The organism is Streptomyces sp. NPDC006365, assembly GCF_042870755.1.
In the GTDB taxonomy this organism is placed as follows: Bacteria; Actinomycetota; Actinomycetes; order Streptomycetales; family Streptomycetaceae; genus Streptomyces; species Streptomyces xiangluensis.
This window is the reverse complement of the sequence record NZ_JBIAHS010000015.1, coordinates 207,985-220,607: the sequence shown is the minus strand read 5'-3', so window position 1 is coordinate 220,607 and position 12,623 is coordinate 207,985. Positions and strand designations below refer to the sequence as shown.

Genomic DNA, 12,623 nt, shown 5'->3' with positions numbered 1-12,623 from the left:
GGCTTCCTCCTTGCCTCAGCCCCGAATCAGCTCGCCGACCCGTTGTCGTCGAGCAGCTTCTTGTACCAGTCGCGCAGGTCGTCGCCGCCCTTGCTCTTCCAGTCGGCGACCGCCTGCTGGACATCGCTGATCTTCTTGCGGCCGCGCACCACGTCGTCCTCGAGCTGCTCGAAGTCGTCGGCGAGGTTGGCCCAGCGGTTGGGCTCGGTGACGGTCAGGCCGAAGAAGGAGGACTTCTTGGTGAAGGCGCCCATGCGCTGCTGCCACTCGACGATGCCCTTGGTGACCTCGGGGAAGTCGGGGTAGGCGACGTACGGGGCGGGGTTGCCGGTGTAGTCGTAGGCGCCGTTGACCTCGTTGACGCCTTGGGTCGTCTTGACCGGCAGGCCGTCCTTCATCTCGTAGTCGATGCCCTCGACGCCGTAGGCGGTGAGCATGAACTCCTTGGTGCCGTAGGGCGCCGCGCAGAAGTTGCAGAGGGCCAGGAAGTCCTTGATCTGCGCCTCGGTCGCCTTCTTGCTGATGAAGGTGAAGATGTTGGCGGGCTGGCCCGCCCACAGCGTCGGGTCGCCGCCGTCCGGGCCGAAGAAGTCGAACGCGCCCATCTCGAAGTCCGAGTTCTGGGTGGCCTGTTCGGCGGTCTTGCCCCACCAGTCGGAGATGTTGTTGTTGTAGACCAGCACCTGCCCAGCGGTGAAGCGGTTGCCCGCCGTGCCGCCTTCCTTGCCCTGGACCGCGTCCGGGTGGACCACCTTGGCCGCGTAGAGCTTGCGCGTCCACTCCAGGGCCTCGAGGTACTCCTCGGTCTCGATGCGGTTGATCAGCTTGCCGCCGTCCATGTTCCACCACAGCGCTTTGTCGCTGCCCGACAGGCATCCGAAGATGTGGAACGCCGACCACTTCATGTCGTCGCAGGCCCACAGCTTCGACCTGGCGTCGGTCGCTTCCTTGGCCCAGGACAGGAACTCGTCGGGGCTGGCGGGGATGCTGTAGCCCTTCTCCTTGAACAGATCCACGCGGTACAGGGGCGCGATGTCGGTGACGTTCGGGGCGGGGAACGGGATCGCCCGCAGCTGACCGCCGAAGATGCCGCGCTGCCAGGCCTCGGTGGGAACGGCCGCGAGGTTCGGGTAGTCCTTGACCTTGTCGCCGGACAGGTACGGGCCGAGGTCCGCGAACTTGGCGTTGATGGCGCTGGGAATCCGGCCCATCAGGTTCCAGCCCGGCACGGTGACCACGTCGGGGATGTTGCTGCCGGCGAGGACCGCGCCGAGCTTCTGGTCGTAGGTGACGCCGTCCTGGTTCTGCCAGGTGACCTCGACGCCGATGGCCTCGTTCATGGCCTTGTAGTAGGGGTTGTCCGTCTTCGGCGGGGTGCCGTAGAACGGCGACAAGATCGTGAGCTTGCCGCCGCTGCCCATCTTCTTGGCCACCGACGTCTTCAGCTCGGCCGCGGGGATCGCCTTGGTGAAACCGGCCGCCGAGCCGTTCTTCGCCGGGATGTCGGGCGCCACCACAGTCGACGCCACGTACGCCGGAAGGATCTTCGCGGCGTCCTTCCCGGACGTGGTGCCGTCCTTGCGGGCCTCCTGCGAGCCGCCGCAGGCGGAGAGCAGCGGCATTCCACCTGCCACGGCTGCGGTGGCGACCGCCGTGGAGGCGAGGAAGCTTCTCCGACTGGGTCCGGAGGAGGCGGAGGCGGAGTTCGGCGTCATTGCGTCAACCCTTCATGGCGCACACCAGGACACCCGGCGGTATGGCCGTCGGCTGCGGTGTCTTGAGTGAAAGCTGGCTGAGCTGAAGCGGACCTCGGAGCCTGTGCGCACCAGGTGGACACCGGATGGGCCCCTTCGATCCAGTCGAAGCGCTTCGATGTTGCTGCGAGATTAAGTGAACGCCCGAGGGTGCACAAGAGTCGCTTCCGACTTTCCTCGTAGGCGTACGGGACTGAAACCGTCTTTTCTCGCTCTTGCGATGTCGGCGAAGGGTCGCACTTGTTGCCGCTGAGTGTCTTGACACCCACCCCTCTGTCGAATGAGCATCGAAGCGCTTCGAAAGCTCTTCATCGCTCCTCCACAAAGGGGTCCCAGCGTGACCGCACAAACGCCGCCTTTCCGCGACTCGCAGCTGCCGTTCGCGAAGCGCGTCGACGACCTCCTGTCGCGACTCACCGTCGCCGAACGCATCGCGCTGCTGCACCAGTTCGCGCCCGCGGTGGAGCGGCTCGGCGTCGCCGCGTTCCGCACCGGCCAGGAGGCGCTGCACGGCGTGGCCTGGATGGGCCCGGCGACCGTGTTCCCGCAGGCGGTGGGCCTCGGCGCGACCTGGAACGAGGAGCTCGTACGCCGCGTCGGCGAGGCCGTCTCCACCGAAACCCGCGCGATGCGCGCCCGCGACGACCGCGTCGGCCTCAACGTCTGGGCGCCCACGGTCAACCTCCTGCGCCACCCCCTCTGGGGCCGCAACGAGGAGGGCTACTCCGAGGACCCGGAACTGACCTCGGCGATCGCGACGGCGTACACCCGCGGCCTGCGCGGCGACCACCCGGCGTACTGGCGCACCGCCCCCGTCCTCAAGCACTGGCTCGCACACAACAACGAGACGAAGCGGGACATCACGTCGTCGTCCGTCCGCCCCCGCGTCCTGCACGAGTACGACCTGCGCGCCTTCCGCGCCAGTGTCGAGGCGGGCGCGGTGGCCGGCGTGATGCCCGCGTACAACCTGGTCAACGGCCGCCCCAACCACGTGTCGCCGTATCTGCGCGAGCACCTGCGCACCTGGACGGACCAGGAACTCCTGGTCTGCTCGGACGCCGGCGCACCCTCCAACCTGGTCGACTCCGAGCACTACTTCGACACCCACGAGGAGGCGACGGCCGCCTCCCTGCGCGCCGGCGTGGACAGTTTCACGGACCACGGCACGGACAGCTCGAAGATCATCGAACGCGTCCAGGGTGCCCTGGACCAGGGCCTGCTGACGGAGGCGGACATCGATGCGGCGGTCCGCCGCCAGCTCGCGGTCCGCTTCCGGCTCGGCGAGTTCGACGCGCATCTGGACCCGTACGCGGACACCAAGCACTTCGACACTCCCGCCCACCGCGCACTCGCCCAGGAGGCCGCGGAACAGGCGATCGTCCTCCTCAAGAACGACGACCTGCTGCCCCTCGCCGAAGGCACCCGCATCGCCGTGGTCGGCCTCCTCGCGGACGAGTGCAAGCTCGACTGGTACAGCGGCACGCTCATCCACCGCTCCACGCCCCTGGAGGGCCTGTACGAGCGCTTCGGCGCCGAGCACGTCGACTTCGCCGAGGGCGTGGACCGGGTCCAACTGAAGACCTCGGCCGGTACGTATCTGAGCGTGCCCCCGGCCGACGACGTGACCGACGAAGCCCGCGGCGCCGAGGGCGCGCTGGACCCGGCCCTCCTCTCGGGCCGAACCGACCTGTCCCCGCTGACCACCGACGTCACCGGTACGGACCTCGCGCTGATCGACTGGGGCGAGGGCATCCTCACCCTCCGCGCACCCGACGGCCGCTACCTCTCCGTCGCCGACGACGGCTACGTACGCGCGTCGGCGGACCAGCCCGGCGGCTGGGTCGTCCAGGAGACATTCCGCCTGGAACCCAGTGATTCCCACGTGAACGGGCACCTCCTGAAGCACGTAGGAACGGGTCGGTACGTCTCTGTCACCGCCGATGGCGCAAAGGTTGCCGCCAAGGACCCGCGGGACGCCGAGATCTTCGAGCTGATCGTCACGGAGCGCGGCGAGGACGCGGTGACCAGGGCCGCCGCGACCGCGGACGTGGTGGTCGTGGTCGCGGGCAACGACCCGCACATCAACGGCCGCGAGACGCAGGACCGCACGACCCTCCGCCTCCCCCAGCACCAGGAGCGCCTGCTGCGGGCAGCCCGTGCCGCAAACCCGAACACGGCCCTGGCGCTCGTCTCCGCCTACCCGTACGCGGTGAATCCCGGGGACATCCCGGCCCTGCTGTGGACGGCCCACGGCGGTCAGGCGGCCGGCACCGCCCTGGCCCGCGTCCTGGCGGGCGACGTCTCCCCGGCCGGCCGCCTCCCACAGACCTGGTACGCCTCCGACACGGACCTCCCCGGCCTCCTCGACTACGACGTGATCGGCAGCCGCCAGACGTACCTCTACTTCGAGGGCACCCCGCTCTTCCCGTTCGGTCACGGCCTGTCGTACGCGTCCTTCACCTACGACGGCCTTCAAGTCGAGCCCGGCAATGGCGAGTTGAAGGCATCAGTCACGGTCACCAACGCGAGCGGGGTGGCCGCCGACGAGGTCGTCCAGCTTTACACGCGCGCGGTGCACCCCTCGGTCCCGCGCCCGCGCCGGGAACTGGCGGCACACCGCCGAGTCCACCTGGCCCCCGGCGCCTCCGCCGAGCTCTCCTTCGAACTTCCGCTGCACATCTTCGAGTTCTGGGACGTTGCACACGGCAGGTGGCGGCTGGAGCCGGGACCGTACGAGGTACTCGTGGGCGCATCCAGCGAGGACATCCGCCTGTGCTGCACGATCGACCTCGACGGCACTCCCACTCCTCCCCGTCCGGCCCTCGAACTCGGCCTGAACGCCGCCGACTTCGACGAGCAGCGGGACGCCGAGATCCTCGACCGTACGAAGGTGTCGGGCGACGCGGTGACGCCGGCGGGCGATGGTGAGGCCGAACTGGTCTTCCGGGTCTGCGACTTCGCCGGCGGTACGAGCGCGGCCTCCGTCGAGGTGGCGGGCGAGGGTACGGTCGAGCTCGCACTCGCGGATGGCGCGGTGCTCGCGCGGATCGACATCCCGGCGACGACAGGCCCGTACGACTACACCACCGTGACCGGCCCGACGGCGCATGTCATCGGGATCCACGACCTGCACATCAGACTGCGCGGCCGGGTGCGGCTCGCGCGCGTCGGCTTCTCCGGTTGAGGGTCCGGACCAGGCCGACACACAGAAGGGGCCCGGCACCGGAAGGCAGCGGTGCCGGGCCCTCTTCATCCCGGGATACGACCCGAGCCTACATGAAAACGATTGTCACAAGCTAGAGGTTGAGCCCGGTCAGCACCATGACCCGCTCGTACGTGTAGTCGTCCATCGCGAACTTCACGCCCTCACGCCCGACTCCGGACTGCTTCACTCCGCCGTACGGCATCTGGTCGGCGCGATACGAGGGGACGTCGCCGATGACCACGCCGCCGACCTCCAGCACCCGGTGAGCGCGGAAGGCGGTCTGCAGGTCATGCGTGAACACCCCTGCCTGGAGGCCGTACTTGGAGTCGTTGACGGCGGCGAAGGCGGCGGCCTCCCCCTCCACCTTCTGGAGGGTGAGGACGGGCCCGAAGACCTCCTCGCAGTACAGGGTGACGTCGGCCGGCACCTCGGCGAGAACGGTCGGCGCGTAAGAGGCCCCGTCGCGTTTGCCTCCGGTCAGCAGCCTGGCTCCCGCCTCGACCGCTTCGTCGACCCACGCCTCCACGCGCTTGGCAGCATCCTCGCTGACCAGCGGGCCGACGTCGGTCGCGTCGTCGGCGGGGTCTCCGGTCACCTGGGCCTCGACGGCGGCGACGATACGCGGCACCAACCGGTCGTAGACAGAGGCGTCGGCGATCACCCGCTGGACGGAGATGCAGGACTGGCCGCCCTGGTAGTTGGAGAAGGTGGCGATACGGGTTGCCGCCCAGTCCAGGTCCTCGTCGCGTGCGTAGTCGGCCAGGACCACGGCCGCGCCGTTTCCGCCCAGTTCCAGGGTGCAGTGCTTGCGCGGCACCGAGTCCATGATCGAGTAGCCGACCTTCTCGGAGCCGGTGAACGAGATGACGGGCAGGCGCTCGTCCTGTACGAGGGCGGGCATGCGGTCGTTGGCGACGGGGAGGATGCTCCACGCTCCGGCGGGGAGTTCGCTGCCGGCTTCGCTTTCGGCTTCGGCGAGCAGTTCGCCGATCATCAGGCCTGAGAGCGGGGTCGCGGGGGCGGGCTTCAGGATGATCGGAACGCCGGCGGCAATGGCCGGGGCGATCTTGTGGGCGCAGAGGTTGAGGGGGAAGTTGAAGGGTGCGATGCCGAGGACGGCGCCCTTGGGGAAGCGGCGTGTGATGGCGAGCCGTCCCTGTCCGCCGGGATCGCTGTCGAGGCGCTGGGCCTCTCCGCCGTTGAAGCGGCGCGCCTCCTCGGCCGCCCACCGGAACACGGAGACGGCTCGGCCGACTTCTCCGCGGGCCCACTTGAGCGGCTTTCCGTTCTCGGCGGAGATGAGACGGGCGATCTCCTCGGTTCGCTCTCGGAGACGGCGGGAGACGTGGTCGAGGGTGGCGGCGCGGGTGTGGGCCGGGGTGGCGGCGCACTCGTCGCGGGCGCCGTGCGCGGCGGCGACGGCTTCCTCGACCTGTGCGTCGCTCGGCACGCTCACGGTGCCGACGACGTGGCCGTCCCAGGGGGACGTGACCTCGAACGTGGTGTCACCTGTGGCCTGGCGGCCGGCGAGCCAGAAGGCGTGCGTGTCTTTCATGGGGTCCGGCCCTTCGGATTGGCGTGGTGTTGTACGTGGCCCACGGTAGGCCTGCCGGCCAGGGTGGTGGCTTGTCCAGCCTGTACCACTCGCCGTGCTTGGTGCTCCAGTTTGGCGAGTGCGGGTTGGTGGGTGGCCGGTCGCGCCCCGCGGCGGAGCCGCATATGTCACAGCCCCGCGCCCCTGGTGTCCGTGCGTGGGTCGGGGCCGCGCCGGGAGGCGCAGGCTTTGCTTTGAGGGGCGCGGGCGACCGCGCGACAAGCCACGACGAACCCGCAGCCGCGACACTACGTGTCACCCCCTGGCGGGGGCCTGGGGGCGGCAGCCCCCGGTTACGGGAAGGGGCGGGCCTGGGGAAGAAAGCCTCCCACCCGCACCCCGCCCACCCGCACCCCGACTATCCGCCGGACGCCGACGTCTTCAGGGCCAGCCAAAGCTCCATCCGCGTATCCGGATCGTCCAGTGAACGCCCCAGGATCTCCTCCACCCGCCGCATCCGGTACCGCAACGTATGCCGATGCACCCCAAGATCCGCCGCCGCCGCATCCCACTGCCCATGCCGCGACAACCAGGCCCGCAAGGAAGCCACCAAGTCCCCCCGCCCCGTCGCATCATGCTCGTGCAGCGCACGCAACAAGCCGTCCGCGAACGCCCGCACGGCGTCATCCGCGAGCAACGGCACCACAGACCCGGCGGCCAACTCCTCGTGCTCGACCAGCACCCGCCCCCGCCGCCGGGCAACGGACAGGGCCTGTTCGGCCTGCTTATAGGCAGCCGCGGCGGCAATGGGTCCGGCAGGAGCCGACAGTCCGACCACCAGCTCGTCCTCGTCCACGCCCTGCTCCACCGCACCCCGATCGGCCAGCAGTGCCTCCGCGTACTGGGCGCAGGACGCGACCACCGCACCCCCGTCCGCGGCCAGCACCACCAGCCGCTCCCCATCGGGCACGACCAGCACGGCCTCCCCCGACCGAGCAGCCGCGGCCTCGACAACCTCCGCGAACCCCTCCACCGGGTCGCCCCCGGCTTCGGCTGCCATCGCATCAGCTCCCGGAGCCGAGGGCGAAGGTGAAGCCGACGTCGAGAGCAGGCCCCCGCCCACGCCTCGGCCCCGCGCACCCGGCACAGCCCCGGATTCCGCCAGGATCACGCGATACGGAGCATCGAGCAGTTCCCCGTACAGATCTCCGGCGGCGGCCCGGGCATGGTCCGGCTGCCCTGCCAGCAGCATGCGCAGTACGGCCGCCCCGATCCGCTGCTCCGCGGCATACAACGACCGCGACCGCTCCGTCGTGAGCGTCAGCAGAGCGATCGCGGAATGCACGGCGTACCGCTCGGCCGTACCCAGTGCCGCGGCGGTACCCACGGCCAGCGCCCCCAGAGGCCGCCGCCCCGTCCCCAACGAGTGCAGCTCGACGCGGTCCTCGTCCTCGCCGTCGTCGGAGGACCCTCCGACGACGGAACTGGCGGGCACGGACCGCTCCCAAAGCCTTTCCACGTCGGAGGTGAGCAGAGCCGCCCGCCGCTCCGCCCAGTCGGGTGCCGTCGCGACGACGGCACCGGTCGCGTCGTACAGGGCGGCCCAGCCGTCGATCTGTGAGGCGAGCGCCGCCAGCAGGCCCTCGGGTCCTTCGCTCAATGCCCGCTTGGTCAGCTCGCGTTGGGCGGCGAAGCCGGCGGTCACAGCGCGGTACTGATCGGCGGCGATCGCGGCGGAGACGGCTTTGCTGATGGCGAGGAAGGGAGTACGCCTGGGGACTTCGAGGAGGGGCAGACCCTCGCTCTCCGCGGCGTCGACCAGCGCCTTCGGAACCTCATCGTAATGGAGCCCGACAGCGAACCCGAGCCCCGCGACTCCCGCCCCCGCGAGCCGCTTCACATAGCGCCGCATGGCTTCGGGGTCCTCCGCGTCCAGCTGGAGCGCGGTGATCAGGAGCAGCTCTCCGCCCTCCATGTACGGGACGGGGTCGGCGAGTTCGCTGGCGTGGGCCCAGCGGACGGGCCGGTCCAGGCGTTCCTCGCCCGCGCGCACGGTGAGTTTGAGCGCCGAGTGCTGGACGAGCGAGGCGAGCGTCGGGGGCATGGGACCTTCAGGTCTTCCTGGCCAGGCCTTCACCGGAGCGGCGGAAGTGCAGTGAGTAGCGGAGGGTGTGATCTTTTGGCCGCCACGTATGAACGACCTGTGTCGATTCTGCCTCACTGTACGGTGACCGCGTCACCTTATGTCCAGATGTCCTGCCACCTGTCGGACTCAGCCGCGAAGATCCACCAGCAAGGGCGGCGCATGCTCCCCGCGCACACTCGTGAGCGACAGCACCGCATGCCCAGGCGGAACGGCATGTGCGAGCTCGGACGCGGACCACCGCTCACGTTCGACCTGGCGGACGGTGACTGCCCGGGCGGTGGGCGCACGTCCCGTGATCACTCGGCGCAGCGCGTGGGCGGTCTTGCCGAGCGGGGTCTCGGCGATGATCTGCCGGTCGGTGACGTCCGTCGCCTCGGTCCACTCCTTGCCCCACACCTCGGCGAAGTCCTGCCCGTCCCAGGGCGTGAGCCCGGACAACGCCACCCGGCAGCCGATCGCCCCGAGCAACGGCGACCTGAGCGGCCGCGGCGCATCGTCGAGCGTACGCAGGGTCATGACCACCCCGGCGTTGGCGGACCGCAGCCGCTGCACTCCTCGTACCGCCTCGGGCGTGATGACCCCCGTCGCGTCGTCCAGCACCAGACACGCGAACAACGACCGGTCCTCGCGCACCGCCACACTCGCCGTGAACTGCGCGAGCACCAGCCGGGCCAGGATCCGCGAGGCGTCGGCGTGCCCGCGTTCGGGCAGGTCGATGCGTACCCGCACCGGGTGGTCCAGGGCTCGCAGGGAGAACGGCCGGGACTGACCGGACGTATCGAAGAACCCGGCGAAGGCGGGCCGGTCCAGCAGCGCCACTCGATCGGCCAGCGCTCCGCCGACATCGCCCGGATGCCCCAACTGCCGCTCTCGTGCGTCGAGTTCGCGCAGCAGGGATTCCTGTCCTGCCTCTGTGAGCGCCTTGCGCAGCGCACCGAGCGGACCGGGCGCGCCATCGAGAAGCTGCCGCAGTTCGGGCACGGAGGGGAAGCGCCCGTGGACCGCGCGATACGGCCCGAGCAGCTGGGCGAGCACGGTGGTGGACCGGCGGCTGTCTCCGCCGGGGTGCGGATCGGTGAGGTCGCCGACCAGCGCCTCGGCGAGGACGGCCGCCGCCTCGTCGGGGTCGGCGGTGCCGCCGTACAGGTCGAGGTCGTAGACGGACTCGGGGTTTCCGACCCGTACGACGACGTCGTACGCATCCACGGGCCCGAGCCCCGCACCCGCGGCCCCGACCACGACGACGGCGGCCCGCCCGGCGAGCGCGTGCAGGCACAGCGACTCGGCGAGCGGTCGGACGACACCGTCGGTCTTGCCGGATCCGGCGGGGCCGACGGCGAGCAGGGAGGTGCCGAGGAGTTCCGGACCGAGGCCGAGTCCGGTGCCGCGGTAGGCGTACGGATTGCGCGCGTCGTCGGCGGTCGTACCGAGCCGGACCTGTCCGGTGACGAGGTCGTGCTGGGCGAGTCGCCCAGGAAGATCACGCTCGCCGGAAGGATGCAGACAGGCGGCGGCGCCGTCCTTGAGCACGGCGCCGGTGAAGGTGGCGAGACTGTGCCGCCCGCTGCGTACGCCCTGCCAGGCGCGGGTGATGCGCGCGTGGTCGACGTCGCGCATCAGCCCGGAGCGGGCCTCGGCGGCGAGCCGTTCGGCGGCGTCGGTGGCTCCGGCGTCGCGGAGCCCGGGCCACTCGGCGGGGTCCCGCTGCGGTGGCGGCGCGACGGGTCGCTCCCGCTGCCGTCGCAGGCGCGAGGTCACGAACCGGCGCCATACCTCGCCCCAGCGGCCGAGGCGCCCGACGCTGACCATGATCATCATGGCCACGACGGTGTACCAGGTATAGCTGAGAACCACGCGACTGTACGAGCCAGGCCCTGCCCAGGAGTCGGGAATCATCGCGTAGAGAGGCACCAGCCACCAGCCGCCCAGGTAGCCGTTCCACAGCAGCGACCAGATCAGCCAACCCACGAGAAAGGCGATCAGCGCGCCGCTGAGCAACTGCCGGTTCGAGACGGCCTCCGGCTCCTCGTCCGGCCGCGGCCGGTGCCCGAACCGCCACACCCCCGGCGCCGCCTCGGGCCGGGGCGCCCGCAGCCAGGCCAGAAAGGCGGAGCCGTCCGGCATCGGCGGCGCGCCCGGCGCCTGCGCGGGCCGTGGCGGTACCTGAGGCGGCCCCGCCGGGCGCGGCACACGTTCGGCGTGTGTGCCCCGTGCGTCCTGCGTGCCGTCGCTGTCCATCGCCCTTGTCCCCTGACCAGCCGTTCGATCCACCATCAGCGAGCCAATCTAATGCCCCCGCAGGGGGAGTTCACCGCTTACCGGGCCGGGCCAGGGCTTGACTCCTCGGCCACCGCCATGTCCACCACGGACAACCCCACAGGCCAACAGCGCCCACATGGAGCATGCCCACTCCCCACCCCCGGCCCTAGCCTGCGAGGAAAGAAGGAGAAAGAAGCGGACTGTCCGAAAAGACCCCGCCGCACAGCCTTCGCCAGACCCCGCCGCAAGACCCCAGGGAGCCCCCCATGAGCGCACTTCCGCAGGAGCGCCGCGTCATCACCGCCATCCCCGGCCCGAAGTCGCAGGAGTTGCAGGCCCGCCGTACGGCCGCGGTCGCGGCGGGTGTGGGGTCCGTGCTGCCCGTGTTCGCCGCGCGCGCCGACGGCGGGATCATCGAGGACGTCGACGGGAACCGGCTGATCGACTTCGGCTCCGGAATCGCCGTGACCGGCGTCGGTGCGAGCGCCGAAGCCGTCGTACGCCGGGCATCCGCGCAGCTCGCCGACTTCACCCACACCTGTTTCATGGTCACGCCGTACGAGGGCTACGTGGCCGTCGCCGAGGCACTGGCCGAGCTGACCCCCGGCGACCACGCGAAGAAGTCGGCCCTCTTCAACTCGGGCGCCGAGGCCGTCGAGAACGCCGTCAAGATCGCCCGCGCCTACACCAAGCGCCAGGCCGTCGTCGTCTTCGACCACGGCTACCACGGCCGTACGAATCTGACGATGGCGCTGACTTCGAAGAACATGCCGTACAAGCATGGCTTCGGCCCCTTCGCTCCGGAGATCCACCGCATGCCGATGGCGTACGGCTACCGCTGGCCGACCGGCCCCGAGAACTGCGGCCCCGAGGCCGCCGCTCAGGCCATCGACCAGATCAGCAAGCAGGTGGGCGCTCAGAACGTGGCCGCGATCGTCATCGAGCCGCTCCTCGGCGAGGGCGGCTTCATCGAGCCGGCGAAGGGCTTCCTGCCGGCGCTCAGCGAGTTCGCCCGGGACAACGGAATCGTCTTCGTCGCGGACGAGATCCAGTCAGGGTTCTGCCGCACCGGTCAGTGGTTCGCATGTGAGGACGAGGGCATCGTCCCGGACCTGATCACCACGGCGAAGGGCATCGCGGGCGGTCTGCCGCTGGCCGCCGTCACGGGCCGCGCCGAGATCATGGACGCCGCGCACGTGGGCGGCCTGGGCGGCACCTATGGCGGCAACCCCGTCGCCTGCGCGGGCGCCCTCGGGTCGATCGAGACGATGAAGGAGCTCGACCTGAGCGCCAGGGCACGGCACATCGAGACGGTCATGAAGGCGCGTCTGGGTGCCATGCAGGAGAAGTACGACATCATCGGCGACGTCCGCGGACGCGGCGCCATGCTGGCCATCGAGCTCGTCAAGGACCCAGGGACCAAGGAGCCGAACCCGGAGGCCACCGCCGCGCTTGCCAAGGCCTGCCACCAGGAAGGTCTGCTGGTCCTGACCTGTGGCACATATGGCAACGTGTTGCGCTTCCTGCCACCCATGGTCATCGGCGAGGATCTGCTGAACGAGGGCCTCGACATCCTGGAGCAGGCATTCGCCGGCATCTGAACAGGAGTTCTCTCATCCGGTTCCGCTGCGGGGTGGCACGGAGCAGGCAATGTGAAGAACGTGTGCGAGGTGCATGGCGGGAGGCGAATCGGCCTGTCGGACGCCGATCCCCTGTCGTAGGTTT

6 protein-coding genes are annotated in these 12,623 nt (G+C 70.1%); 2 read left to right on the top strand and 4 right to left on the bottom strand.

Features of this window, described 5'->3' with window-relative positions; all coding sequences use genetic code 11:
* Nucleotides 1-26 precede the first annotated feature (26 nt).
* Nucleotides 27-1,715, bottom strand: a complete 1,689-nt coding sequence (locus ACFYO0_RS33245) for an extracellular solute-binding protein (RefSeq protein WP_388683544.1) — start codon at nt 1,713-1,715, stop codon at nt 27-29.
* A 376-nt stretch (nt 1,716-2,091) separates the two neighbouring features.
* Here ACFYO0_RS33245 and ACFYO0_RS33240 point away from each other — a divergent pair, with 376 nt between their 5' ends.
* On the top strand, nt 2,092-4,938 hold the full coding sequence (locus ACFYO0_RS33240) for a glycoside hydrolase family 3 C-terminal domain-containing protein (RefSeq protein WP_388683542.1): 2,847 nt from the start codon (nt 2,092-2,094) through the stop codon (nt 4,936-4,938).
* 112 nt (nt 4,939-5,050) lie between these two features.
* Here the strand turns inward: ACFYO0_RS33240 and ACFYO0_RS33235 are convergent, their stop codons facing one another.
* The 3 genes from ACFYO0_RS33235 to ACFYO0_RS33225 form a co-directional block, all read right to left on the bottom strand.
* Nucleotides 5,051-6,514, bottom strand: a complete 1,464-nt coding sequence (locus ACFYO0_RS33235; protein WP_388683539.1) for an aldehyde dehydrogenase family protein — start codon at nt 6,512-6,514, stop codon at nt 5,051-5,053.
* Between the two features lie 397 nt (nt 6,515-6,911).
* Nucleotides 6,912-8,597, bottom strand: coding sequence for a PucR family transcriptional regulator (locus tag ACFYO0_RS33230; RefSeq protein ID WP_388683537.1), 1,686 nt, complete (start codon nt 8,595-8,597; stop codon nt 6,912-6,914).
* A 168-nt stretch (nt 8,598-8,765) separates the two neighbouring features.
* On the bottom strand, nt 8,766-10,877 hold the full coding sequence (locus tag ACFYO0_RS33225) for an ATP-binding protein (RefSeq protein WP_388683535.1): 2,112 nt from the start codon (nt 10,875-10,877) through the stop codon (nt 8,766-8,768).
* 287 nt (nt 10,878-11,164) lie between these two features.
* Here ACFYO0_RS33225 and gabT point away from each other — a divergent pair, with 287 nt between their 5' ends.
* Nucleotides 11,165-12,499, top strand: coding sequence for a 4-aminobutyrate--2-oxoglutarate transaminase (gene gabT, locus ACFYO0_RS33220; protein ID WP_388683532.1), 1,335 nt, complete (start codon nt 11,165-11,167; stop codon nt 12,497-12,499).
* Nucleotides 12,500-12,623 lie beyond the last annotated feature (124 nt).